Origin of the sequence: Vibrio sp. 10N.286.45.E10 (assembly GCF_002874195.2) — a bacterium.
In the GTDB taxonomy this organism is placed as follows: domain Bacteria; phylum Pseudomonadota; class Gammaproteobacteria; order Enterobacterales; family Vibrionaceae; genus Vibrio; species Vibrio crassostreae.
This window is the reverse complement of sequence record NZ_MCWD02000001.1, coordinates 2,837,572-2,863,480: the sequence shown is the minus strand read 5'-3', so window position 1 is coordinate 2,863,480 and position 25,909 is coordinate 2,837,572. Positions and strand designations below refer to the sequence as shown.

The following is a 25,909-nucleotide window of genomic DNA, read 5'->3' as shown; positions in this document are numbered from 1 at the left end:
ACTGTATCTCCTGCTTATAAAGTGTCGTTTAGAACTAGGGCTAATAAAGCTTCACGTGCGTACACACCGTTTTCAGCCTGTTCGAAGTAGTAAGCGTGTGGCGTTTTATCGACGTCGGTGGTGATTTCGTCGACGCGTGGCAGTGGGTGAAGGACCTTCATATTTTGACGAGCGTCTTTCAATGTATCGGCGGTTAGGATGTAAGCCGATTTCATGTGTGCGTATTCCGACGCATCAAAGCGCTCTTTCTGTACGCGAGTCATGTATAAAACATCCAGTTCTGGCACGACTTCTTCAATGCTGCTGTGAGTGCTGTATTGGATCCCCATCTCTTCTAGCTCTTCACAGATGTAATCTGGCATCTCTAATACTTCTGGTGCGATAAAGAAGAAACGTACGTTATTGAATTTTGATAGCGCTTGGGTTAGTGAGTGCACAGTACGGCCATATTTTAGGTCGCCGACAAATGCCACATTGAGGTTATCAAGCGTGCCCTGCGTTTCGTAAATCGAGAACAGATCCAACAAGGTTTGAGTCGGGTGTTGGTTAGCACCATCACCACCATTCACCACCGGAACACCGTTAGAGAATTCAGACGCTAAACGTGCTGCGCCTTCTTGTGGGTGACGCATCACAAAGGCATCCACGTAAGATGAAATGACCTGCACTGAGTCGGCAAGCGTTTCGCCTTTTTTCGCCAGTGATGTGTTACCGCCATTATCAAAGCCGATGACCGTGCCACCAAGGCGCTGAACGGCAGTTTCAAATGAAAGACGAGTTCGAGTTGAAGGCTCAAAGAAGCAGCTCGCAACGACCTTATTTTTCAGCAGCTCTGGGTTTGGCTCGGCCTTGAGTCTTGCTGCTGTGTCGACGATAAGCTCCAGTTCATTACGAGTGAGCTCAGGTATGGAGATGATGTGCTTGTTAAATAACGAATGCGCCATAACGGGTCTTCCTTCTATGCATACAGTCAAATTGCGGACAAAAAAAAAGCCCCCTAAAAATAGGAGGCTTCGAAACGATCAATAGAGCAAAATAAAAATGACACCACCGCCACTCTTTGGCGTGTGGTTTGACAATTATGTGCGACAGAATTGCGGTTCATTTTTTGCTCTCTTTAGACAAATTGCGGAGGATTATACTCAGATAAAAAGACCATGCAATACTTTCTGTAAAGTATTCATTTAATGGATTTTTATGCGAAATTGCGTCCGTTTATAGCTTTCATTTAAGCCTTTGTCGGAACTACGAATCTCAGGCTTTTTCAGGTAATAATCCTCTCTAGTACATGAAAAAAAATGCGGGTTTTATCCAAGGTCAAAATCCCAAGAACGCCACCCGCATTTCCCTGTCATTACACTTAACTTGTCAACGTCTTGCGAACAAGTGAGTGCTTAACTTATTAACTTATTAACTTATTAACTTATTAGCTGCCTAGTGTCGCAACCATTACTGCTTTGATGGTGTGCATGCGGTTTTCAGCTTCGTCGAACACGATAGAGTATTCAGACTCAACCACTTCATCTGTCACTTCAACGCCGTCTTTTAGTTGTGGATATTCAGCAGCAAGTTGTTTGCCTACGGTGGTATCTTCGCCGTGGAAAGCCGGTAGGCAGTGCATGAATTTCACATGTGGGTTGCCAGTCGCTTTGATCATGTCCATGTTGACTTGGTAAGGCATCATTAGGTTGATGCGCTCAGCCCACGCTTCTTTTGCTTCGCCCATCGATACCCAAACATCGGTGTATAGGAAGTCACAACCTTGCACGCCTTCTTGAACATCTTCTGTTAGCGTGATTTTGCCGCCTGTGTGTTCAGCAATTTCACGACATTCAGCTAATAGTTCTTCTTGTGGCCAGAATTGTTTTGGAGCAACAAGGCGAATGTCCATGCCCATTTTCGCAGCGCCAACCATTAGAGAGTTACCCATGTTGTTACGAGCATCACCTAGGTAAGCAAAGCTGATTTCATGCAGTTGTTTACCACGGCCGTATTCCGTCATAGTTAGGAAGTCAGCCAGGATTTGTGTTGGGTGGAATTCGTCAGTCAGGCCATTCCATACTGGTACGCCAGCGTAAGCGCCTAGCTCTTCAACGATCTCTTGACCGAAGCCGCGGTATTCAATGCCATCGTACATACGGCCAAGAACGCGAGCGGTATCTTTCATTGATTCTTTGTGGCCAATTTGAGAGCCAGATGGGCCTAAGTAAGAAACTCGAGCACCTTGGTCGAATGCAGCAACTTCAAATGCACAGCGAGTACGAGTTGAGGTTTTCTCAAAGATAAGTGCGATGTTTTTGCCAGTCAGTGTTGGCTGTTCGTAACCGTTGTACTTCGCTTTTTTTAGCTCCATAGAAAGATCTAACAAGTGTTGAATTTCGCGTGGAGTGAAATCTAGTAGTTTTAGGAAGTTACGATTGCGTAGGTTAAAAGCCATGATGTATTCCTTCTTAGATTTAGGCGCTGTCCTGTTACAGGGAAAGAAAATTCAAGAAAGCGCGATTCAATTTTTAGTTAAATTTGTTCGTTTGATTCTGTGTTTACAAGGACATAGAAACTTATTTGTGCGTTAACCTTTGGTGATATTGGTACCCGCTTGGCCTTGCAGGATTTGCAAGCCATCTTCGAGTGCGCCGATACCCACAACCTTGCCGCCTTGCTCAATGAACTCGCACGATGCTTCAATTTTTGGCCCCATAGAGCCTGCATCGAATTCGAACATTGCTAACTCGCTTGGCGTGGTGCTGCGCAATGCGTGTTGAGTCGGTTTGCCCCAATCAAGGTAAACAGCGTCCGCGTCGGTTAAAATAAGCAGTGCATCCGCATCCAGTTGTTTCGCCAAGAAAGCCGCTGACATGTCTTTGTCGATAACCGCTTCCACACCCACTAATTTGCCATTTTCTTTTTTCACTGGGATACCGCCGCCGCCAGTACAAATCACTAAGTGGCCTGCATCGATAAGCTGGGTGATCGCTTCGTGTTCAACAATGCCAGTGGGGCGTGGGCTTGGCACAACGCGACGGAAGTGTTGTCCGTCTGGTTTGACGATCCAGTGGAATTTCTCTGCCAATTCACGCGCTTCAGCTTCTTCGTAGATTGGGCCAATCGGTTTGGTTGGATCCGCAAATGCAGGATCATTTGGATCAACCGTCATTTGCGTCAACATGCACGAGATGTTGCGATTAGGCAGGTAGTTCTTAAACTCTTGCATCAACATGTAGCCGATCATGCCTTGAGTCTCACTGCCCAGTACATCTAGCGGGTATGGGTTTACTTTCTTGTATTCCAACCCTTGCAGAGCAAGTAAGCCAACTTGTGGGCCATTACCGTGCACTAACACCACGTTGTACACTTTTGCGATTTCAGAGATGGTTTTCACAGCCGTTTCAATATTGCGGCGTTGAACATCGGCTTCTAACGGCTCACCGCGACGAAGTAGGGCATTACCACCGAGTGCGACAACAACAGTTTGCTTAGTCATAATTGTGTTCTCTCATTTTGGCCCAGCTGAGATGATTTAAGATCGTTCAACTTGGCCGTTTCGTCATAGTGATTAGATACCATCACGCTCAATTGGGCAGCTCATGCAGCGTGCGCCACCGCGACCGCGGCCAAGTTCATCGCCTGGAATCGGAAGAACTGTGATGCCTGCTTTGTCGTATTTTTCATTGGTGTATGTGTTGCCTTCGTAGCCAATCACGACGCCAGGTTTAACCGTTAGAACGTTGTTTGCATCGTTCCACTGCTCACGTTCTGCATGGAAGTTGTCACCACCAGTCGTGATTAGGTTTAACTTGTCTACGCCCAATGCTTTTTCGATAGCCGTTACGAAGTAGCCTTCCTCTTTCACTTTTACCGCACCAGACTCATCGCCAGTTAAGTTCCAGCACTGAACGTCTTTACTCACCACTTCAGGGTAAACAGAGAAAGTATCTTCGTTCATGTGCGTCATAACGGTGTCTAAGTGCATGCAAGAGCGGTGTTTTGGTAGCTGCATTGCGATAACTTGTTTCGCTTGACCGTGTTTGAATAGGCTAGATGCTAAGTGCTCAACACCTTGTGCTGTTGTACGCTCAGACATACCGATAAGCACTGTGCCACGACCGATAACAAGAACGTCACCGCCTTCAATCGTTGAGTTGTCGTAGCTGATGTTTTCTTCATCGCCGAAGTATTTGATGAAGTCTTGGCCTGCGAATGTTGGGTGCCAGCGGTAAATAGCGCGAACGTGGTTGGTTTCACGTTGACGAGCTGGTTTCGCCATTGGGTTGATTGATACACCACCGTATACCCAGCAAGAGGTGTCACGAGTAAATAGGTGGTTTGGTAGAGGCTCGATAATGAAGTCAGTTGGTGCGTGCATGCCTTGCATCATTGAAGATGATTTCATTGGCATCTCAGCGTAAGACAGGCCGCCCGTTAGGATTTTTGCTAGCTCTAGGTTTGGTAAGTCGCCCAAGTAGCAGCGCACGTCGTTAGCAAAAGTTTTGCCTAATCGGTAATCAGAAACTTGATGATTCAAAAGCCAATCTTTCGCTTCTGGCACGGCTAGCGTGTCCGCTAGTAGGTCAGTAAGAAGAAGAACTTCAACACCTTGATCACGTAGCGTTTGAGTAAATGCGTCATGCTCTTTACCTGCACGCTCAACAGCCAGTACGTCATCAAATAGTAAATCGTGACAGTTAGAGGGTGTTAGGTGAGTCAGTGCGCGTCTTGGACGGTGAACTAGAACGCGGCGTAATTGACCTATTTCAGAACCTACATAGAACTTACTCATGATCGTCTCTCTCTTATATATTTGAATTACTTTTATCGCTAAGAGTAATTATTTATTTTCAGTTGAGAAGAATGAATTATTTATTCATATCTCTTGTCTGGAATTAATATTACGCCTGCTAGTCAGGTATTCTTAGAGATCTATCACAAATCGTTTTTTATCCCTCATCCCTTTAAAATTAAGGGTTTTAACAAATTTTATGCACTTTTAACTATTGGCTATCCCTTCTAAATAGTTAACTCTTTGGGAACATTATGCATACTTTTTTCACTCGTATTACTAGAGTGGGAATTACAGGGGTTTATATGCAAAATAATTTTATTGATAAGAATGAGCTTAAGATGGAAGTATGCAATGTTAGTATTTATATATTTAATTTTGAATATGAAATTAATTATTCTTTAACAATTTAAATGCGAATAAAGCTATTTCGGTCACACTTTATAATCGAGTGTTTTAATCCGATTTTCTATGAAAATAGCTAATGCTTGTCCTTTGGTTATTACAGATTAATTTACTTTGAATATAATTAACTCTAATAAGTGACTAAGTATTTATCTAAATATAGTAGCGATGAATATTTGCTTTTTAATTAACCTTAGTATCGATATTTAAAGGTTATCTTTGCTTTCTAGCCAGTGTCTCAGCTCGTTTAGGCTTTGCGGCTTTGATAGGTAGATAGATTAATAGAGTGGCTTTAAATGATGCGTGTGCAGCTTGTGAGGGTGTTTCGATGGAAGGGTTTTGTTGGTCATCGATAGTGACAAAAAAAGCCGCTAGAAAGCGGCTTTGAGTGAGAAAGTGAGGTGTGTAGGTTTTAGATAAGCGCACCAATACTCAGAACAATGATGCAGAACACCATCAAGATACCAACTAGTGGCATTACCCATTTAACCCAGCGTACATAAGGGACGCGAGCAATCGCCAAGCCACCCATCACCACCGCGGAGGTTGGCGTAATTAGGTTCACCAAGCCAGATGCTGATTGGTACGCAGTGATAACCAGGTCACGACCTACGCCAGCAAAGTCAGCCAGTGGTGCCATGATTGGCATGGTAAGTACCGCCAAGCCAGAGGTCGATGGAACTAAGAACGACAGTAGAATCTCTAAGAAGAACATCACGTTAATGAAGATAACCGAAGAAAGCCCCGTTACCATTTGTTCTGCAGAGAACAGAATGGTATCGGTGATCATACCGCGGTCCATCACCACTACGATACCACGTGCAATACCTATGATAAGCGCAACACCAAGTAGGTCACGGGCACCATCAATAAAGCTGGTGGTAAACTCTTCTTCGCTCATACGAGCCACAATACCGACGATGATGGTTGCTGCTAAGAACATTGCAGAGATCTCTGCCATCCACCACCCAGCAACGGATACACCGTAAATCATTACCGCGAATGAACCACCAAAAATGGTCAGAATCAGTTTACGAGTTGCGGTGAATTCCAGTTTTTCGCCACTTGCGTTGCCAAGGAAGTGCGCTTTGTTCTCTTCGTATTTGTCGTACACAATGGATTTGCTTGGATCGGCTTGAACCATTCTTGCGTAGCGCATCACGTAGGCGACACAGATACCCCAACCAATAATCAACATCGCAATACGCAACACGATACCGTCGGTAAATGGAATGCCAGAGGCGTTGGCAGCGATCACGGTTGCGAATGGGTTAATGGTTGAACCTAGCACCCCAATCCCTGCGCCAAGTAGTACCGTCGCAGCAGCCACCAGAGGGTCAAAGCGAGCAGCCATCATTACAGGCACCAACAATGTATAGAATGGTAGTGATTCTTCCGCCATGCCGTAGACAGTACCGCCTGCGGCGAACAGTGCCATCAGTATTGGTATCATCAACTCTTCTCGCCCTTCTAATCGGGCGGTAACGCGTTCGATACCGGCATCAATCGCCCCCGTCTTAGTTACTAGTCCTAAGAAGCCACCAATGATTAGGATGAACAGCGAAACGTCGATTGCCGCAGCTTCATAGCTATTGTGGTCGTAGAAGCCGTCAATAGGCGCTAGCAGTACGTCAATCACGCCTTGAGGGTTACCTTCTACCGCTTGATAGGTTCCGGTTACGGGTACTTCTCGGCCTAGCTCTTCATTCATTGCTCGGTCGTATTGGCCTGCTGGAACAATCCAGGTAAGCAGAGCGACGAACGCTATCAGAATAAATAGAATGGTGTAGGCAGAAGGGAATTTAAAGTTGGCAAAGAAGCCGCCCTTTTTTTTCTCGCTTGGTATCGTTTGAGTTGTCATGGCTATCTCCTTACATCATCTTAAATAGAAGTGATGTGAATTAGCGACTAATGATTTATAGATTGTAAATACACGGACACTTATAAAGCACTCAACGATATAAAGTTGCTGACTTTAAATTAAGTTTTTTTTTATATTTACTAATCCAAATGAAGTTAGATTTAATTTAGCTGCGGTTATTTTATTCCTTACGTCAGTATTTAAGTTTGGTGCTGTTCACAAAAATAATCGCTAATGAATGGTCTGAAAAATGGCAGAAAAACGGTAAGGTTTTTTGGTTAGTTAGCTTGGATTAATATTCGCTATGGATTAAAGGAAAGCGAGGGGAGATTGATTTGATAGGTGTTGTTTCTAGTTGGGTTGAATAATCTTGGAATTTTATTCAAACTTTATTTTTAGGCGGTTTTTAAAGTTTATAATGGTTATTTGATGTGTATCAAACAACACGTTGAGTAGAAAATAAAAAAGGAAGCCGAAGCTTCCTTTTAAATGTTCAATCATCAGCGAATATTAGATAAACAGACCGCCGAACGCGAAGCCTAGTGCTACCGCTGTACTGATTGTTACCACACCTGGAATGAAGAATGGGTGGTTGAAAACGTAGTTACCGATACGCGTTGAGCCTGTGTCATCCATCTCAACCGCAGCTAGTAGCGTAGGGTAAGTTGGAAGTACGAACAGCGCACTTACCGCAGCAAAAGAAGCAACGGCTGTTAGTGGTGCTACGCCAATCGCTAGTGCTGCAGGCATCAGTGCAACCGTTGTTGCGCCTTGAGAGTAAAGCAGCATCGAAGCGAAGAACAGAACAAGAGCCAGCATCCATGGGTAGTCAGCCAGTAGAGCGCCTGCTACGTCTTTGATTTCAGCAACGTGTGCGTTTACAAATGTTGAACCTAACCAAGCCACACCAAGTACACATACACATGCCGTCATACCAGAGCGGAATGTTGGCGCTGAAGAAATCTTAGCTGCATCAATCTTAGTGAACAGAACGATAGCCGCTGCTGCTGCCAGCATCACAGACATGATCGCTTCGTTACGACCTAGCGCAGGGTTTTCAATTAGACCAACAGAGCTAGAGATAGCTGCTGCGTAGCACACCACGAAACCAATCGCTGCTAGGAAGATGTACGTTGCTTTCTTCGCTGTTGGCAGAATTTCGCGTTTCTCTTCTGTTGCTAGTTTGATTAGACCTTTCTCTAGACGCTCTTGGTAAACAGGATCGTCTTTCAGCTCGCTACCCATGTAGTTAGCGACAACCGCGCCAACCATACAAGCGATGAAGGTTGTTGGGATACAAACCATCAGTAGCGTTAGATAATCAACACCGAACGGTGCCAGCATTGCTGCGAAAGCCACAACCGCTGCCGAGATTGGCGAAGCCGTGATAGCGATTTGAGAAGCGACAACTGCGATAGACAGTGGACGAGAAGGACGAACGCCTTGGCCTTTCGCTACTTCTGCGATAACAGGAAGTGTTGAGAATGCTGTGTGACCAGTACCCGCCATTAGCGTCATTACAAAGGTCACGATTGGCGCATAAAAGGTGATGCGTTCAGGGTGCTTACGCAAAAAGTTTTCTGCAATTTGCACCAACCAGTCCATACCGCCAGCAACCTGCATTGCAGCAATTGCGGTGATAACAGACATGATGATCAAGATTACGTCGATCGGGATGAAAGATTGGCTTGTTGGAACGCCAAGAATAAGTGAAAGGGCAATAACACCAGCACCACCGGCAAAACCGATACCGATACCGCCAATTCTGGCCCCCAAAAAGATAAAGAGCAGGACGACAAATAGTTCTACTGCAATCATAAGTAACACCTCATTTAGATTTTATTATGTGAACATTCGCCGCTGGAATGTTCACATAATAGTTCTATGGTTTAGGTTCAATTAAGCAAAAGTGCAACATACAGAAATCCACAAAATAAACATGGTTAACCGTATTGGAGCCTAAAAAAGGGCTCCGTTTGGAGCCCTTTCTCGCTAACTTTATTCGTAGCGCTTCGCTTTATACTGAGGATGCATCAAATTTTCAACAGAGAAAATGTCATCAAGCTCTTCTTCGGTCAATAAACCGCGCTCTAGAACCACATCACGCACGCTCTTACCTGTTTCTGCACAGATCTTACCAACAATGTCACCTTCGTGGTGGCCAATGTATGGGTTTAGGTAAGTTACGATACCAATAGAGTTAAATACGTGTGCTTCACACACTTCTTTGTTTACCGTAATGCCGTCGACACACTTGTCGCGTAGGTTCACACAAGCGTTTGTTAGAATGTCTAGAGACTCAAACATGCTTTGTGCAATAACCGGTTCCATTACGTTCAGTTGCAATTGACCACCTTCTGCAGCGAAAGAAACCGTGTTGTCGTTACCTAGAACTTTGAAGCAAACTTGGTTTACTACTTCAGGAACAACTGGGTTTACTTTAGCTGGCATGATTGAAGAACCTGCTTGTAGTTCAGGTAGGTTTAGCTCGTTCAAACCAGTACGTGGACCTGAAGAAAGTAGACGCAAGTCGTTACAGATCTTAGATAGCTTAACGGCTAGACGCTTAAGTGCGCCGTGCGTCATTACGTATGCGCCACAGTCAGATGTTGCTTCGATTAGGTCTTCAGCTGGAACACACTCTAGGCCAGTTACTTCAGCTAGGTGTTTCACTGCTAGGCCTTGGTAACCCGGTGCTGCGTTCAGACCTGTACCGATAGCCGTTGCGCCTAGGTTAACTTCAAGCAGTAGCTTTGATGTGTATTCTAGGTTTTTGATTTCTTCGTTGATGGTTACTGCCCAAGCGTGGAACTCTTGGCCAACCGTCATTGGAACTGCATCTTGAAGTTGAGTACGACCCATCTTCAAAATCGTGTTGAATTCTTGGCTCTTAAGCTCGAATGCACCTTTTAGGTATTCAATCGCGTCGATCAGTTTTAGTACGCTGTTGTAAACAGAGATACGGAAGCCAGTTGGGTAAGCACAGTTTGTAGATTGGCTGCGGTTTACATGGTCGTTCGGGTTGATGAACTCATATTGGCCTTTTTCTTTGCCCATAAGCTCAAGTGCCACGTTCGCAACCACTTCGTTCGCGTTCATGTTTACAGAAGTACCAGCACCACCTTGGAAAACGTCTGATGGGAACTGATCCATGCACTTACCCGTGTCTAGAATTAGGTCACAAGCTTGGATGATGTATTTAGCCACTTCGCTAGGAATTACACCTAACTCTTTGTTTGCTAAAGCCGCCGCTTTCTTTGTCATCACCATACCGCGAACGAATTCAGGTACATCTGAGATCGTTACATTTGAGATGTTGAAGTTTTCAACTGCGCGTAGGGTGTGGATGCCATAGTAAGCATCAGCCGGAACATGACGTTGACCTAAAAGATCTTCTTCGAGACGAGTAGCTTGAGGAGCATCAACTTGTGCTTCTGATAGAGTAGCCATAACAGGATCCTTAGAGAATTATTCTGATTATATAGTTAGTTATTAGCCTATTCTGTGTGCAAATACTCCGTTCGCTAGAATATTGGGCTGATAAATCCGTCCTGACTTATGTGGCACATGATACTGTACTTAGCGCATAAAAATATTAAGTTGATCACCTTTTTCGGTTTTGTTTCGTCAATATTTTGCAAAGTTATTCTCGGTCAATAAACACGCTTATTTACAGGATAAATTTGAGATTGATAGGGCTTTCAGCGTAAACTGAATGCAACAAAGGAGGGCGTGTGTTTCCTATCTTATTATTACTATTTATCTTCGTACCCATCATTGAGATTGGGCTATTTATTCAAGTTGGTGGCTTCTTAGGATTGTGGCCAACTATTGCGTTAGTGTTGATTACTGCATTTGTTGGTGCCTCACTGGTTCGTAGCCAAGGCATTCAGACACTTATGTCTGTACAAGGTCGATTACAACAAGGGGAAATGCCAGCACAACAGATTCTTGAAGGCGTGATGCTTGCGGTTGCAGGCGTATTGCTGCTGACTCCGGGCTTCATGACAGACGCGCTGGGTATGTTGGTGTTGCTACCAGCACCAAGAGCCATGATTGCCAAGAAAATGATGGAAAAAATGGTGGTTAAAAATATGTCTGGTGGTTTCCATACCGGTGGGCAAGCTGGCTTTGGTCAGAGTCCTTTTGGACAAGACCCATTCAATCGCGACCCATTTGACCAGTCAAAAGACGGCAACACCTTTGAAGGTGAGTTTGAGAAGAAAGACGACGACAACGATCGTAACCGCTTGAACTAATCCGTTTTCCCTCTTCTTTATATCGAGGGAAAAACAGAAAAGGCTCTTACCATTATCCTTCGCAAGCAAGTGATAATGGTAAGAGCCTTTTTTATTGCATGTTACCGGCTATTTACGATTGCTAGCAGGAACAGGTAACAGGTCGAATGAGCGGTTATTTACTGAGATTGGTATTATACCGCGCCTTCAAAGCCCATTTGTCGCCATGCTTCGAACGCAATAATCGCAACCGCGTTAGATAGGTTTAGGCTGCGTGCGTCTGGCATCATTGGAATGCGAATGCGTTGTTCCATTGGCATGCTTTCGATGAACTCAGCAGGCAGGCCGCGTGTCTCTGGGCCAAACATCAACACATCACCTTGTTGGAATTTTGCATCCACGTGGTGACCTGTCGTTTTCGTTGTGCAAGCAAAAATACGGAAGTCACCTTCGCGTTCATTTTCTAGATACTCAAGGAAGGCTTCTAGGTTCTTGTGACGCTTCACACGCGCAAGGTCGTGGTAATCCAAGCCAGCACGACGAACTTTCTTCTCTTCAAAATCAAAGCCAAGCGGTTCAATCAGGTGCAGGTTTGCGCCGCAGTTAGCACATAGGCGGATGATGTTACCCGTATTGGGTGCAATTTCAGGTTCGTATAGAGCGATATCAAACATGTTGGTTCACAAGAATAATCAAAGATAGCCAGAGTATACGGTGGCAAGCTGAGTGAGTACAGTTCACCACCATTCGCTTACGCTTTATTCGCGAGTGCCTGTGCATAGTTTTCAGCAACCGCATTCCAATTCACCACATTCCACCATGCGTTGATGTAATCAGGGCGGCGGTTTTGGTAGCTGATGTAGTAAGCGTGTTCCCAAACATCCAGCGCAAGAATTGGCTCACCTTTGCTGGCGATGGTATCCATCCACGGGTTATCTTGGTTTGAGGTTGAGATGATTTTCAGTTGTCCTTGTTCTACTACTAACCACGCAAAGCCTGAACCAAAGGTATTGATTGCCGCTTGAGCGAACTGTTCTTGGAACGTCTCGAAATCTCCGAATGCGCTCTTGATAGCATCACCAAGTTCGCCTGTCGGTTCTCCACCGCCGTCTTGCGACATGCAGTTCCAATACAAGATGTGATTGTAGTAGCCGCCACCATTGTTGCGAACTGCCGGGCTATGCTGTGAGATGTTTGCGAATATCTCGGTCAGAGATTGCTGTTCTAGTTCGCTGCCAGACACCGCCGCAACAAACTTATCGTAGTAGGTTCTATGGTGTTTACTGTAATGCACTTCCATCGTTTTAGCATCAATGTAAGGTTCTAGGGCATCGTAAGCGTAGGGCAGTTCAGGGAAAATGTGAGACATGGTAAATCCTTCATAATTAGAGGATTTACCATAATGATAATAACAATCATTATCAACTATGATCTTTGTAAGGGTATTACACCGGTAAGATAGGTAGGGTGATTTCGAGCTGCAATCCACCTAACTGGCTGCGGGTTGCTGTGATGGTTCCGCTGTGTTGGCGAATCGCACTTTCAGTAATGGTTAACCCAAGCCCTGTGCCTCCGGTATTACGATCACGGGCAGTTGAGACACGGTAGAAAGGCCTGAAGATAGAATCTAATTCATCATCAGGTACACCATCACCATTATCGTTGACGCAAATTGTTAGCTGATCTTGCACCACGTGGAACTGCACATCGACTTGGTCTTTGCCGTAGTAGATGGCATTACGCGTAATATTGTCTAGCGCACTCATCAGCAGCTTAGGGTTACCCGAAATAGAACGCTCGGGGATCTCCGAGAACGTCAGCTGTTTACCCATCTGCTCGGCTTCAAACTGTGCGTCTTTCAAGATCTCTTCCCACAGGCTCGAGATAGGTTGAACCTCACGAGTAATGTGGCTGTCGACCTGCATACGAGATAGCGTCAGTAGCTCACTGATCATCTGTTCCAAACGTTGTGCTTCGGTGTCAATGCGTTCTAACTCTTGGCTCTCACCTTGTTTACGAATTGCCAAAGCATTGGCCATACGCAGACGAGTCAGTGGGGAGCGGAGCTCGTGTGAAATATCAGAGAGCAGTCGCTGTTGCCCCGAAATCATTTGGTTCACCGCTTCTACCATCTGGTTAAAGCTTTCACCTGCTTGTCTAAACTCTGAAGTGCCTTTTTCAAGTGTTGGATCGACTTCAAATTGACCTTTCGCTACGCGCTGAGCTGCGCGTTCGAGCCTGCGAGCAGGTTGGCTCAATGCCCAAGCTAACCATAATAATAGCGGGGTACTGGCTAACATCACGGCAAGCAAAAGCTGCAGAGGTTTATCAAACAGGCGTAACAAGAATGGCGGTGGTTGATTCCATTTCACTCCTGCGTACATCAGCAACTCTTCACCGGCAAGCGTAATAGGCACAGGCCCAGCCACCATGTAGTGCCCGTATAGCTTCTGCTTCGGCACTTCAGGGTTCTCAATTGAGGTCACAAAGTTTCGAATTGCCTTCAACTTGTAGTCTGAATGTCTCTTAGAGGTAAGGACTGCTCCTTCAAGGTCGGTTAAGTAGATGCGGGCGCGAGAATCCTTGCGGCTACGTGGTGCCTCAAGTTGGAACACAATTTTGCCCAGATTCGGTTCTTTGGCGTAGCGTTTCTCTGTGAATTTAGCGATACGCTCTAACTTATTGAGATGATCCGCGGGCACATCACGTGCTACACGTGGATCTAAATGGGGAAGTGACAGCACCGACAAAAGCACCAGTAACATGGTGAACCAAAAGATAGCAAAGATACGTCCATATAAGCTGGTGATTTTAGGGATACGCATTAATCTTCCTCTACCAATAAGTAACCACGGCCTCGTAAGGTTTTGATGCGAGATTTGCCGTCGCTACGCTCAGGAATCTTTTTACGCAGATTGGAGATGTGCATATCAATTGCGCGGTCAAACGCCGCAAGCCTTTTACCTAACACATCTAGGCTCAATGCTTCTTTGGTGATCACTTGCCCTGGATTTTGGATAAGGTGACTCAGTAGTGCGAACTCGGTTGTGGTGAGGTCGATGAGCTGACCATTGCAGTAGGCTTCTTGTTTACCAGGGAAGACTTCGATGTCTTGATATTGAACCTTGTCACTGACCGCTTTAGGTGCAGTGGTGGTTTGAGTCCGACGCAAAATGGCACGAATACGCGCTAACAACTCTCTGTCACTGAAAGGCTTAGGTAGATAATCGTCTGCGCCAAGTTCAAGGCCAATTACACGGTCGATCTCTTCGCCTTTTGCGGTCAGCATCAGCACGGGCGTTTCCCAATTTTCTCTCAGTTTCTTTAGTGTCTCCATGCCATTAAGACGCGGCATCATCACATCCAAAAGAATCAGGTCAATCTCATCATTGATAGCTTCAAGTCCCGCATAGCCATCATTGGCTTCGGAAACAGTGAAGCCCTCAAAGCTCAGAATGTCTTTGAGTAAGCTGGTTAACTCGGTGTCGTCATCAATAAGAAGAATGTTCGCCATTGGGAAGCCTTAATCGGTTATCTGCTATTTACAGGTTAATAATACTGCTAATTATTCGTCAACTTTCACTCTTTACGATTCTTTACGCTTTCTAAACGTCACTTTACGAGGGAAAGACTAATCTATATTCAAGCGCTGAGAAACAGACGCAACACATGACTTATTATACCGAATTGAGGCAACAATTATGAAAATGACTAAGAAACTTGTACTAGCAGCTGCGGCACTTCCACTTATTTTTGGTACAGCAAGCGCATATGCTTACGGTGGTGGTGATAAAGGCGACCACAAAGGCATGCACGGTAAATGTGGCGGCTTCGATAAGAAAGTGATGCGTCAGCTAGACCTGACTGATGCTCAAAAAGCAGAACTAAAAGAGATGCGAGAAGCGAACCGCGCTGAGATGAAAGCAAAACACTCAGGCAATAAAGCTGACAAGATGGCGAAAATGAAAGCGCATCAAGAGAAAGTTCAAGCATTGGTACTGGCTGACAACTTCGATGAAGCAGCAGCAAACGACCTAGCAAGCCAAATGGTTGAGAAGCAAACTGAGCGTCGCGTAGCAATGCTTAAGAAACAACATCAAATGATGAGCGTACTAACACCTGAGCAAAAGACTCAACTGAAAGAAATCCAACAAGAGCGCATGACTAAGTGTGCTGACAAAATGGAAAAACGCATGAACAAAGACAAGTAATTCATTGCTTGAGAAATCAGCGTTGCATGAAAGTGTTTAGAAAGAAGCGGCCGTGTGCCGCTTTTTTTGATCCTTAAAAATGAATGTTTTACATCATGGCTGTCATATTCAATTGGTTGTTTGCGGGTTATACTTTGTGCTATCAGTCACTTTATAGCCAAGTTATGAAACAAGAATACGCACGTTTAGTTACGCTCGCCGCTTGGGCAGCCACAACCATCGCCACTATTTTATTGATAGTGAAAGTCGCAGCGTGGTGGGTGACAGGTTCTGTGAGTCTGTTGGCTTCCGTCGTGGACTCCATGCTTGATATCGCAGCCTCTGTCGTTAACCTTATCGTGGTTCGCTACTCTCTGCAGCCTGCCGACAAAGAGCACACCTTTGGTCATGGTAAGGCCGAATCCCTTGCTGCATTAGCGCAAGCGATGTTTATTTCAGGCTCAGCATGTTTCCTTATTCTCAATGGTATTGAGCGCTTCTTCCGACCTCATGAACTGAACTCTCCAGAAATTGGTATCTACGTCAGCCTGTTCGCGATAGTGATGACCTTTGGTCTGGTTCGCTTCCAAAAACATGTGGTCAACAAAACGGGTAGCCAAGCTATTGCAGCCGATTCATTGCACTATCAATCAGACCTTTATATGAACGCCGCGATTATGCTAGCACTGGCATTGAGTTGGTTTGGGCTTGGCCAAGCGGACTCTGTATTTGCGGTCGGTATAGGTATCTACATTCTGTACAGCGCTTATCAAATGGCGATGGAAGCGGTTCAATCTCTGCTTGATCATAAGCTACCTGATGAAGAACTAAAGCAGATAAAAGAGACATCATTGAGCGTGGAAGGCGTTTTGGGTGTGCATCAATTACGAACGCGTCGTTCGGGGCCAATTCGCTTCATTCAACTGCATCTAGAATTAGAAGATAATATCCCACTTATTGAAGCGCATCGCATTTCAGACGAAGTAGAGGCTAAGCTTATCTCCGTGTTCCCTGATGCTGATGTATTAATTCACCAAGACCCGTATTCGGTCGTATTTGGACCAGAGAAGCAGCAGAAATTCCACTCGTGGTAATGCGTGCTAAAAATTAGCTGGCAAATGGTAAGTGGGTGGCTTTTGAACTAAAGTGAGTAAAAATTACTAACTCTTTGGTGATTCAAAAAACACCTTAGTAACAATTAATGTTGATTCTGATGTGAATCAACAAAGTTACTGAGTAAAACTGTAATACTCTTACAGAAGTAGAAATGTTACATAAATTTACGCGATTTAAGTGCTATTCCCTTTGAGGAAATGTAACATAAAGCACAAATACAGATTTAAAATCTTGTTGATATACAATCAGCAAGTACAAGAATTGAATAATAGATTCCCAAAAATCGAGGGTGAGCATGATTAAGAAGATCGGTGTTTTGACCAGTGGTGGTGACGCTCCAGGTATGAACGCAGCAGTTCGCGGCGTTGTTCGTACTGCGTTATCAGTTGGCATTGAAGTTTACGGCATTTACGACGGCTACCAAGGCCTTGTTGAAGACCGTATCGAAAAGCTTGACCGTTCAAGCGTATCTGACGTGATCAACCGTGGTGGTACTTTCTTAGGTTCTGCACGTTTCCCTGAGTTCAAAGACGTTGCTGTTCGTGAGAAAGGCATTGAGAACCTTAAGAAGCACGGCATCGAAGCACTTGTTGTTATCGGTGGTGACGGTTCTTACATGGGTGCTAAGAAACTGACTGAAATGGGTTACCCATGTATCGGTCTTCCAGGCACAATCGATAACGATATCGCGGGTACTGACTACACAATCGGCTACCTAACAGCGCTTAACACTGTTATTGATTCAATTGACCGTCTACGTGACACGTCTTCTTCTCACCAACGTATTTCTATTGTTGAAATCATGGGCCGTCACTGTGGTGACCTTACGCTTATGTCAGCAATCGCGGGTGGTTGTGAGTACATCATTACTCCAGAGACTGGCCTAGATAAAGAACAGCTTATCAGCAACATCCAAGATGGTATTGCTAAAGGTAAGAAGCACGCAATCATCGCTCTAACTGAGCTAATGATGGATGCGAACGAACTGGCTAAAGAGATCGAATCTTCAACTGGTCGTGAAACTCGTGCAACGGTTCTTGGTCACATCCAACGTGGTGGTCGTCCTACTGCATTTGACCGTGTACTGGCTTCTCGCATGGGTAACTACGCTGTTCACCTTCTTCAAGAAGGTCACGGTGGTCGTTGTGTTGGTATCGAGAAAGAAGAACTTGTTCACCACGACATCATCGACTGTATCGAGAACATGCAGAACCCAGACCGTTCTGAGCTGTTCCGCGTTGCAGAAGAGTTGTTCTAAGTCACGCCTAGCGTTCGCTTAAAGAATTTAAAAACCGCTGATTGTTCAGCGGTTTTTTTGTGCCTGCCGTTTGAGGTTTCTGGAATGACAGGCAACAAAAAAGGCCAACCTAAGTTGACCTTTCATCTAATCTAAACGGTGACGTTTAAATTAAGCTTTTGCTTCAGCTGCTGCTTTAGCGATAGCTGCGAAGCTTTTCGCGTCTAGAGCTGCGCCGCCAACTAGAGCACCGTCGATGTCTGGTTGTGCGAAGTAAGCTGCTGCGTTTTCTGGCTTAACAGAACCGCCGTATTGGATAACAACTTTCTTAGCAACTTCTTCAGATTTCTCTGCGATGTGTGCACGGATTTGAGCGTGGATGCGTTGTGCATCTTCAGCTGTAGCTGCTTTACCAGTACCGATAGCCCAGATTGGTTCGTAAGCGATGATAGCGCCTTCAAGAGCTTCAACACCTTGAGTGTTGATAACAGCGTCAAGTTGACGAGCACATACAGCAACAGTTTCGCCGGCTTCGTTTTGTGCTTCAGATTCACCGATACAAAGAACAGGAGTTAGGCCGTTCTCTTTTAGGAATGCGAATTTCTTAGCTACGAACTCATCTGATTCGTTGTGGTATTCACGACGCTCAGAGTGACCGATGATGATGTGAGATGCACCGAACTCTTTAAGCATTGCTGGAGACATGTCGCCAGTGAATGCACCGCTGTTGTTTAGGTCAGAGTTTTGAGCACCTAGGATGATCGCGCTGCCAGCTTCAGTAAGCGTACGCTCAGCAAGATCAACGAAAAGTGCTGGTGGAGCAACTGCTACGTCTACGCCTGTTACGCCTTCAAGTTCAGCGTTAAGACCGTTTAGTAGATCAACAACCATTTCTTTGCTGCCGTTTAGTTTCCAGTTACCCATAACTACAGGATGACGCATAGGAATATCTCCAAAGTATTTAAATAAATCGAATGTAAAAAAGTAAATTTTATTACGAAATAATATAACAGATTAATATCAACAGATCATGACTGTGGTCATGACTTTCTTGGATCTTACTCAATGGTCAGAGTAGATTTTGAGCATATATCAGTGATCCGGCAGACAGAATAATAGCTAACTTCTCGGATTTTTCATCGTTAGTTGTTATTAAGGGACAAACGATTGCGTTAACAACAGGAAGTAACAATGCCGAATCTAGTTCTAGAGTACTCCAATTCAGTGGATGAGCGAGTGAATATCCAAGGCTTACTGGAAGATCTCCACCAAGTCGCTCTCACATGTGGCTTGTTTGATGTGCCATCAGTGAAGTCTCGTTCACTGCGTTGCCATAATTGGTTGGTCGGTGATGAGGAAGATAGTGTAGACTTTATTCATATCAGCTTTGAGTTACTTTCGGGACGAACGGAAGAGCAAAAGCGAGAATTGTCACGATCGTTAATGCAGATCCTGCAAGAGCAAGCGAGTCATGTAAGAAGCTTAACGGTGAATATTCGTGATATGGATAAAAGTTGTTTTCAAAAAGTAATAAACTAACCATTGCTGCTGACTTTTAGCGGCGTATAAATTTGAGTATTTAAGATGTCGATGAAAGATTTACTGCTCTCTTTCAAGGGGAGAATTGGTCGTAAGACTTACTGGATTTGGAATATTTTCTACTACATAGCGATTACTGGTTTTGCTTCTGGTATCTCTGTGTTGTTCCCTGCTTATTCGTATATCCTGCTACCAATCTTCCTATTGATGCTTGTGATCCCAGATCTTGCGGTCACCGCTAAGCGCTGGCACGACCGCAATAAGTCGAATTACTGGCTATTGCTAAATGTGCCGCTAGTACTGGGTCGTTTAGCTTCGCCAATGGCTGCGACTACCACAGAGCCTGTATCGCCAATTCATATGGCGGCAACCGTCGCGGCATTAGTGTGTGGCTTATGGATTCTGATTGAGTGTGGCTTGTTGAAGGGCACTGAAGGCCGTAATGACTACGGCGAAGACCCATGTAAATATTGATAGATAAGAAGGGACCATTAGGCTCCCTTTTTTCTTTTTAATGCCTTGCTACTTTCAGTACATTTTAGGTTCGGTATTCGGCTTAAAAGGCACGACATTTTCAGGCAGAGATTCTTCAAAGCCGCTGCGCCCTTCGAGTGCATCTTGGAACTTACAGACCTGACAGCGCAACTCTTGCATGAGCACGACATTGGCATGGTGTGGGTTTTTACAGCGACTAACCACTAAGTCGATGTGACTTTGTTGAGCGCGAAGCCTACCTTGCATGGTCTCTGAAGCCGAACAAATCATCTGTTCGCACATCTCGTGTTTGAATTGGTTGAATGCTTTAGGATCGCTTTTCGCGAGTTGGACAAGTTCGTCAAAGGGTGGCAGTTTTTGATCGGGTTGAGGATGCGCCATCATTCCTTCCTTAGCATTAAGCGTGTTTCATATGCTATAAGCTTAAGAAAGAAAACTGTACAAATTTTAATCTATTTGCATTTTCTCAATATTGAGACAGCATCAGCCGTTTATCGTTACGATCAAAGTGCGGGTGTTAAGGTGTAAGTGCAGCGTCTCTCGCCAGCAATTATGTGCTCTGTACGGCTCACGTGGCACTCATCTTTTAGTAACTCAGTAAACACATTGAGCTCAGACTGGCACAGGCTAGGGCAGCGAGTTGCAGCCTTGCAGATAGGGCAGTGGTTCTCAATCAAGATGTAGTGATCGTCATGCTCTTGAAGCTCTGCCATGTAGCCTTCGTCTTCACGAAGCTGGGTGAGTTTTTTAAGTTTGCTGATGAGTGAATCACAGTCAGATAGCGCAGTTTGATACTGCTTTAGTGTGTGTTGTTCACGCTCGGCCGCAACCTTAGCCAGCCCTTCTTTACCAAATAGATTTTCCACAGCATCAATCACTTGAATAGTGAGTTCACCATGTCGGTCTGTAAATTGGCTGTGGCCTTGTTGAGTCAGGGACCAGTGGCGAGTCGGGCGACCCACCTTCACTTTCACATCATGAAACGCAAGAATACCGTCATCTTCCAGGCTTTGCAGATGTTGCCTTGCACCCATTGTCGTCATGCCAAATTCTTCTGACAGTTGTTTCGCGGTTACCGCGCCTTGACGCTTAATGGTCTGTAAGATTTTGTCGCTTGTTTTCATACTATCCCTACCTCATGAACCTTACTATTATGAGGCAAGGTGTTTATAAAGCAAACCATTTACTATATTGATGATGATTTACTCTATAGCTCGCGTTTTACTCTATCGGCAGCCATGGTGAGATTCTGGTGCGCCAATAAAAACAAAAGGCTGATACTTGGTATCAGCCTTCGAATATTCTGTTTCACCGAGTTTAGACTTACAGGATATGACCTACTACTTCTGGATCTTTACGCTCTAGGTAGTGGATAGATTTGATGCGGCGAATCGTACGGCAGCGGCCACGGATAAGCAGAGTTTCTGTGGTTGCGATATTACCCTGACGAGTAATGCCTTCTAGTAAGTCACCCTTAGTGATGCCCGTTGCTGAGAATACAACGTTGTCGCTGCGTGCCATGTCTTCCATCTTCAACACGATACCCGCCGTTACGCCCATTTCTGCGCAGCGCTCAAGTTCAAGTTCACCGTGCTTACGGTTTTCTGCTGTGTCGCCTTTCACTTCGTGACGAGGTAGAAGACGACCGTGCATATCACCATCAAGTGCGCGAATTACCGCGGCAGAAACCACACCTTCAGGTGCGCCGCCGATGCAGTACATGACGTCCACTTCGCTGTCTGGCATACACGTTAAGATAGAAGCCGCAACATCACCGTCTGGCACAGCGAATACACGAACGCCCATAGCTTGCATGTCGGCGATGACTTGATCGTGACGAGGCTTTGCCAGTGTGGTTACGACTAGAGTATCGAGTGTTTTACCTAGTGCTTTCGCAATGTTTTCTAGGTTTTCTGTTAGTGGTAGTTCTAGGTCAATCACGCCTTTAGCACCTGGGCCTACAACCAACTTCTCCATGTACATATCAGGCGCTTTAAGGAAGCTGCCTTTTTCGCCTGCAGCCAATACAGCCAATGCATTTGATTGGCCCATAGCTGTCATGCGTGTCCCTTCAATTGGATCAACTGCGATGTCGACAGCGTCGCCGCCCACACCTACGTTTTCGCCGATGTACAGCATAGGTGCATCATCGATCTCACCTTCGCCGATAACAATCTCACCGCTAATTTCGGTTTTGTTTAATAGGCTACGCATTACTTCTACAGCAGCGCCATCTGCAGCGTTTTTATCGCCACGGCCAAGCCACTTGTAACCAGCTAGTGCTGCACCTTCTGTGACACGAGAGAATGACATTGCTAAATCGCGTTTCATGCGGACTCCAAAATTTTCAAAGGGGGAATAGAAATTTCGCGGCGAATTTTACCATATCCAAAAGGAAACGTTTGCCTTTTTGTTTTTTGGAGATTGCTCTCGATCAATTCGCAGTGGAAAACAGTTATTATTCATCAAAATAATCGGTTTGCCGTTGTGGCGCTAATCGTTCACGTCAATATTCGGTAAAAAGCGCTGTTTTTTTCATCGAATGGCGCAAAATATCGAATATATTGAGTGTTTATCCTTGCTCTGCTGAGTAGAATGGGGAAATAAGTGGAGTGAACCTTCACCATCAAACGGATAACTTAAAGGTAGGCCAGAATGTCTTTTGAAGTACTAGAGCAGCTAGAAGCAAAAATTCAAACAGCAGTAGATACAATTGCACTTCTTCAAATGGAAGTGGAAGAGCTTAAAGAAGAGAAACAAGCACTAGCAACAGAAGCTGGTGAGCTAAAAGCAAGCCGTCACGAACTAGAGCAAAAAACTCAGCAAATGCAGGAAGAGCATTCAGCATGGCAAGATCGCATCCGTAACCTTCTTGGTAAAATGGATGAAGTAGAGTAATCGACTCTTCAGATTTAAAAAAACGCCCGCTACTCAGTAGCGGGCGTTTTTGTTTGCGTTCTAATACTTCGTATTCTTATGCTTTGTTTTAGTATTCAAAGCCGAGTGAGTTACTCGACCTTTTCTTCCTCAACATCCAGATCGAGTTCTACATCTAGAGGTTCGGCTGAAAGAATGATACCGGTGTTGTCAGCGTAGAGGTAATCTTCTGGTAAGAAGGTCACGCTACCAAAGTTCACTGGAACGTCTAACTCACCGACACCCTCTTGGCTCGCACCAACGGGAATAGAAGCCAAGGCTTGGATACCTAAGTTCATGTCTTCAAGCTCATCGACTTCACGAACACAGCCGTAAACCACAATACCTTCCCACTCATTGTCTTCGGCAAGTAGGGCAATCTCAGCATCAATCAGCGCTTTACGCAGTGAGCCACCACCGTCGATTAACAACACACGCCCCAGACCATCTTGCTCTAGTACAGAGCGAATCAAAGCGTTGTCTTCAAAACACTTTAATGTCGTGATCTGTCCTGCGAAGGATGCACGTCCACCGAAGTTGCTGAACATTGGTTCCACGACATCAACTTGATCCAAATATATGTCGCACAGTGCTGAAGTGTTGTATTCCATTCGTATACCTTTTGAACAATGAGCTTACTTTGAGTATATCGGTGCTTGATCCCTTTGCAATGATTAGTCTCATTTAACTCAATAGAGTTTGAGCTACGACAACCCCTGCAAACAATAGGTTAGTGACCAGTGAGCATTTCACAATCACTGGCATCATTGGTGCAATCTGCGCGGGTTTTTCGGTTTCCCAAACAGCTTTGCCATGTTTATAAACAATAATAATACTCAGTAAAAACGGCAGGCTGATCCAGGCTGGCTTTTCTTGAATCAGTAGGTAAATAGCGAAAGACGCAAGGGCGAGACCAAGCAAGGCGAAATGATAGTGCTTAGCTTTGCGCTGTCCTAGGCGAACTGCCATGGTACGTTTACCGCATTCGCTGTCGTTTTCGATATCGCGCATGTTGTTGATATTGAGTACCGCAACCGCCATCAGTCCGCAGCCCAGAGCAGGGAGAAACAGGCTTGGTTCAACATGGCCAGTGTGCAAGAAGTAAGTCCCCGATACACCTAACAAACCGAAGAAGATAAACACCGATAAGTCGCCAAGGCCGATATAGCCATAAGGTTTATTACCGACGGTGTAAGCGATGGCTGCAACAATGGCTAATACGCCTAACGCAATGAAAGATAAGATACTTTCAATCGAGGTTAAGGCGTGAAAAATAAGAATCAGCCCAGCGACCATGGTAAACACGATGTTGAGGATGATCGCTTGCTTCATGGTTTTCGCTGTTACCGCGCCAGATTGCATGGCGCGTGTTGGTCCCAGGCGATTTTCGTTGTCTGTGCCCTTTACTGCGTCGCCATAGTCATTGGCTAGGTTCGACAGAATCTGTAATAGGGTGGCGGTTAGAAAAGCCAGTAGTGCTATCGATAAAGAAAACTGACCGCCGGCGAACGCTAAACTACTTCCTGTAAGAATAGAGACAAGTGCAAGAGGCAGAGTTTTTGGTCGTGCGGCATCAAGCCAAATCAGTAGAGATTGTTTCATCGTAGGTCTATTTCTTTGTAAGTCTTCGTTTCAAACTGTGATTTGAGTATACGCCCATTTTTCGGGTAATAAAAAGCCCACTCGAAAGTGGGCCTTGAATTCGCTTATTAGCTGCTATTTCTTTGAGATAGAGCAATAAGTTGGAGTTTGGTGTGCTACAGGATGAAGCGACTTAAGTCTTCGTCTTCTACGAACTCACCAAGTTTCGACGTTACGTAAGCTTCATCAATAACAAGCTTGCTGCCAGCTTTGTCTGTTGCTTCGAATGAAATTTCATCCATTAGACGCTCCATTACTGTGTGTAGACGACGCGCACCGATGTTCTCAGTGGTTTCGTTTACGCGCCATGCTGCGTCCGCAATCTGGTTGATGCCATCTTCAGTAAACTCAATGCTCACATCTTCTGTTTTCATTAGGGCAATGTATTGCTCTGTTAGAGATGCTTTTGGTTCAGTCAGGATGCGTTTGAAGTCATGTGCTGATAGTGCTTCAAGTTCTACGCGGATTGGTAGACGACCTTGTAGTTCAGGGATCAGGTCAGATGGCTTAGCCACTTGGAATGCGCCTGATGTGATAAACAAGATGTGGTCAGTTTTAACCATGCCGTGCTTGGTTGATACTGTGCTGCCTTCGATAAGAGGCAGTAGGTCACGCTGAACACCTTCGCGAGATACGTCTGGGCCTGAGCTGTCGCCACGCTTACAGATTTTGTCGATCTCATCGATGAATACGATGCCGTTGTTTTCAGCGTTGAAGATCGCGTTCTCTTTTAGCTCTTCTTGGTTCACAAGCTTTGAAGCTTCTTCTTCCGTCAGTGCTTTGAATGCGTCTTTGATTTTCATCTTACGCTTTTTCTTGGTGTCGCCTGCTAGGTTTTGGAACATGCCTTGCAGCTGGTTTGTCATCTCTTCCATGCCTGGAGGTGACATGATTTCAACACCCATTTGCGGCGCGGCTACATCAACTTCGATCTCTTTGTCGTCTAGCTTACCTTCACGCAGTTTCTTGCGGAAAATCTGGCGAGTGTTTGAAGAGGTGGTGTCTTCTGTTGATTGCTCGTTCTGACCCCAAGCATCACGTGCTGGTGGTAGAAGGGCATCAAGAATGCGTTCTTCAGCTTGTTCTTCAGCGCGGTACTGTACTTTCTCCATCGCTTGTTGGTGTGTCATCTTGATTGCAACGTCCGTTAGATCACGGATGATGGTCTCAACTTCTTTACCAACGTAGCCAACTTCGGTGAACTTAGTCGCTTCTACCTTGATGAAAGGCGCGTTTGCTAATTTCGCTAGGCGGCGAGCAATTTCAGTTTTACCGACACCTGTTGGGCCAATCATTAGGATGTTCTTTGGTGATACTTCAACACGCAGGCTTTCTTCAAGCTGCATACGACGCCAGCGGTTACGCAGAGCGATAGCTACTGAACGCTTAGCGTTGTCTTGGCCGATAATGTGGCGATTGAGTTCGTGAACAATTTCGCGAGGAGTCATCTCAGACATGGTTTTTCCTTAATTCTTTAATCACTGTTGAATACAA

General features: G+C 45.2%; 25 protein-coding genes. 7 read left to right on the top strand and 18 right to left on the bottom strand.

Translation table 11 applies throughout. From position 1 onward, the window contains the following. Window positions 1-14 precede the first annotated feature (14 nt). The 7 genes from pyrB to aspA form a co-directional block, all read right to left on the bottom strand. Window positions 15-944: an aspartate carbamoyltransferase gene (gene pyrB, locus BCU34_RS12890; protein ID WP_017062721.1), complete on the bottom strand. Its 930-nt coding sequence runs from the start codon at window positions 942-944 to the stop codon at window positions 15-17. Window positions 945-1,426: 482 nt separating this feature from the next. After that, a complete protein-coding gene (locus tag BCU34_RS12885) occupies window positions 1,427-2,437 on the bottom strand; it encodes an ornithine carbamoyltransferase (RefSeq protein WP_048663019.1) in 1,011 nt (336 codons plus the stop codon). Between the two features lie 132 nt (window positions 2,438-2,569). Continuing rightward, window positions 2,570-3,481, bottom strand: a complete 912-nt coding sequence (gene arcC, locus BCU34_RS12880) for a carbamate kinase (RefSeq protein WP_016790859.1) — start codon at window positions 3,479-3,481, stop codon at window positions 2,570-2,572. Between the two features lie 72 nt (window positions 3,482-3,553). Next, entirely contained in the window at window positions 3,554-4,777 is a 1,224-nt protein-coding gene (gene arcA / locus BCU34_RS12875) for an arginine deiminase (protein ID WP_017062724.1), read from the bottom strand. Between the two features lie 817 nt (window positions 4,778-5,594). Continuing rightward, a complete protein-coding gene (locus BCU34_RS12870) occupies window positions 5,595-7,043 on the bottom strand; it encodes a YfcC family protein (RefSeq protein ID WP_048659196.1) in 1,449 nt (482 codons plus the stop codon). A 510-nt stretch (window positions 7,044-7,553) separates the two neighbouring features. Next, window positions 7,554-8,861, bottom strand: a complete 1,308-nt coding sequence (locus BCU34_RS12865) for an anaerobic C4-dicarboxylate transporter (RefSeq protein WP_048659195.1) — start codon at window positions 8,859-8,861, stop codon at window positions 7,554-7,556. Window positions 8,862-9,041: 180 nt separating this feature from the next. Continuing rightward, complete coding sequence (gene aspA, locus BCU34_RS12860; RefSeq protein ID WP_102478835.1) at window positions 9,042-10,493, bottom strand: aspartate ammonia-lyase; 1,452 nt, start codon at window positions 10,491-10,493, stop codon at window positions 9,042-9,044. A 284-nt stretch (window positions 10,494-10,777) separates the two neighbouring features. Between aspA and BCU34_RS12855 the strand changes: the two genes are divergently transcribed. Then, complete coding sequence (locus BCU34_RS12855) at window positions 10,778-11,302, top strand: FxsA family protein (protein WP_076656755.1); 525 nt, start codon at window positions 10,778-10,780, stop codon at window positions 11,300-11,302. Between the two features lie 173 nt (window positions 11,303-11,475). On the opposite strand, the gene trmL is transcribed toward BCU34_RS12855, so the two are convergent. The 4 genes from trmL to BCU34_RS12835 form a co-directional block, all read right to left on the bottom strand. After that, window positions 11,476-11,955 (bottom strand): tRNA (uridine(34)/cytosine(34)/5-carboxymethylaminomethyluridine(34)-2'-O)-methyltransferase TrmL, encoded by a 480-nt coding sequence (gene trmL / locus BCU34_RS12850; protein ID WP_009844716.1) that lies wholly within the window; start codon window positions 11,953-11,955, stop codon window positions 11,476-11,478. A gap of 77 nt (window positions 11,956-12,032) precedes the next feature. Next, window positions 12,033-12,650 (bottom strand): superoxide dismutase, encoded by a 618-nt coding sequence (locus BCU34_RS12845; RefSeq protein ID WP_048663016.1) that lies wholly within the window; start codon window positions 12,648-12,650, stop codon window positions 12,033-12,035. A 76-nt stretch (window positions 12,651-12,726) separates the two neighbouring features. Then, a complete protein-coding gene (gene cpxA, locus BCU34_RS12840; protein ID WP_102478599.1) occupies window positions 12,727-14,106 on the bottom strand; it encodes an envelope stress sensor histidine kinase CpxA in 1,380 nt (459 codons plus the stop codon). After that, window positions 14,106-14,795, bottom strand: coding sequence for a response regulator (locus BCU34_RS12835; RefSeq protein ID WP_048659190.1), 690 nt, complete (start codon window positions 14,793-14,795; stop codon window positions 14,106-14,108). Before BCU34_RS12835 ends, cpxA begins: the two co-directional genes overlap by 1 nt. A gap of 187 nt (window positions 14,796-14,982) precedes the next feature. Between BCU34_RS12835 and BCU34_RS12830 the strand changes: the two genes are divergently transcribed. The 3 genes from BCU34_RS12830 to pfkA all read left to right on the top strand — a co-directional run bounded on the left by BCU34_RS12830 (window position 14,983) and on the right by pfkA (window position 17,845). Continuing rightward, the gene (locus BCU34_RS12830; RefSeq protein WP_048663014.1) at window positions 14,983-15,492 is read left to right on the top strand and encodes a CpxP family protein; all 510 of its coding nucleotides are present in this window, start codon (window positions 14,983-14,985) and stop codon (window positions 15,490-15,492) included. Window positions 15,493-15,656: 164 nt separating this feature from the next. After that, on the top strand, window positions 15,657-16,565 hold the full coding sequence (gene fieF, locus BCU34_RS12825; RefSeq protein WP_048659217.1) for a CDF family cation-efflux transporter FieF: 909 nt from the start codon (window positions 15,657-15,659) through the stop codon (window positions 16,563-16,565). 317 nt (window positions 16,566-16,882) lie between these two features. Continuing rightward, the gene (gene pfkA / locus BCU34_RS12820) at window positions 16,883-17,845 is read left to right on the top strand and encodes a 6-phosphofructokinase (protein ID WP_017061160.1); all 963 of its coding nucleotides are present in this window, start codon (window positions 16,883-16,885) and stop codon (window positions 17,843-17,845) included. Between the two features lie 150 nt (window positions 17,846-17,995). On the opposite strand, the gene tpiA is transcribed toward pfkA, so the two are convergent. Further along, window positions 17,996-18,766 carry a triose-phosphate isomerase gene (tpiA, locus tag BCU34_RS12815; RefSeq protein ID WP_017061158.1) on the bottom strand — a complete coding sequence of 257 codons (771 nt, stop codon included), beginning with the start codon at window positions 18,764-18,766 and terminating at the stop codon, window positions 17,996-17,998. A 249-nt stretch (window positions 18,767-19,015) separates the two neighbouring features. Between tpiA and BCU34_RS12810 the strand changes: the two genes are divergently transcribed. Then, window positions 19,016-19,363, top strand: a complete 348-nt coding sequence (locus BCU34_RS12810; RefSeq protein WP_017061157.1) for a 5-carboxymethyl-2-hydroxymuconate Delta-isomerase — start codon at window positions 19,016-19,018, stop codon at window positions 19,361-19,363. 45 nt (window positions 19,364-19,408) lie between these two features. Beyond that, a complete protein-coding gene (locus BCU34_RS12805; protein WP_048659188.1) occupies window positions 19,409-19,837 on the top strand; it encodes a DUF805 domain-containing protein in 429 nt (142 codons plus the stop codon). Between the two features lie 54 nt (window positions 19,838-19,891). Here the strand turns inward: BCU34_RS12805 and BCU34_RS12800 are convergent, their stop codons facing one another. The 3 genes from BCU34_RS12800 to glpX all read right to left on the bottom strand — a co-directional run bounded on the left by BCU34_RS12800 (window position 19,892) and on the right by glpX (window position 22,189). After that, window positions 19,892-20,239: a DUF3135 domain-containing protein gene (locus BCU34_RS12800; RefSeq protein WP_102479486.1), complete on the bottom strand. Its 348-nt coding sequence runs from the start codon at window positions 20,237-20,239 to the stop codon at window positions 19,892-19,894. Between the two features lie 122 nt (window positions 20,240-20,361). Beyond that, window positions 20,362-20,982 (bottom strand): helix-turn-helix transcriptional regulator, encoded by a 621-nt coding sequence (locus BCU34_RS12795; protein ID WP_048659186.1) that lies wholly within the window; start codon window positions 20,980-20,982, stop codon window positions 20,362-20,364. A gap of 199 nt (window positions 20,983-21,181) precedes the next feature. Then, a complete protein-coding gene (gene glpX, locus BCU34_RS12790) occupies window positions 21,182-22,189 on the bottom strand; it encodes a class II fructose-bisphosphatase (RefSeq protein WP_048659185.1) in 1,008 nt (335 codons plus the stop codon). A 324-nt stretch (window positions 22,190-22,513) separates the two neighbouring features. Between glpX and zapB the strand changes: the two genes are divergently transcribed. Beyond that, window positions 22,514-22,756 (top strand): cell division protein ZapB, encoded by a 243-nt coding sequence (gene zapB / locus BCU34_RS12785; RefSeq protein ID WP_008219652.1) that lies wholly within the window; start codon window positions 22,514-22,516, stop codon window positions 22,754-22,756. A gap of 110 nt (window positions 22,757-22,866) precedes the next feature. On the opposite strand, the gene rraA is transcribed toward zapB, so the two are convergent. From rraA to hslU, 3 genes are all read right to left on the bottom strand, one after another. Further along, window positions 22,867-23,385 (bottom strand): ribonuclease E activity regulator RraA, encoded by a 519-nt coding sequence (gene rraA / locus BCU34_RS12780; protein WP_102479210.1) that lies wholly within the window; start codon window positions 23,383-23,385, stop codon window positions 22,867-22,869. 73 nt (window positions 23,386-23,458) lie between these two features. After that, the gene (locus BCU34_RS12775) at window positions 23,459-24,376 is read right to left on the bottom strand and encodes a 1,4-dihydroxy-2-naphthoate polyprenyltransferase (RefSeq protein ID WP_048659183.1); all 918 of its coding nucleotides are present in this window, start codon (window positions 24,374-24,376) and stop codon (window positions 23,459-23,461) included. A gap of 155 nt (window positions 24,377-24,531) precedes the next feature. Next, entirely contained in the window at window positions 24,532-25,872 is a 1,341-nt protein-coding gene (gene hslU / locus BCU34_RS12770) for an HslU--HslV peptidase ATPase subunit (RefSeq protein WP_048605412.1), read from the bottom strand. Window positions 25,873-25,909 lie beyond the last annotated feature (37 nt).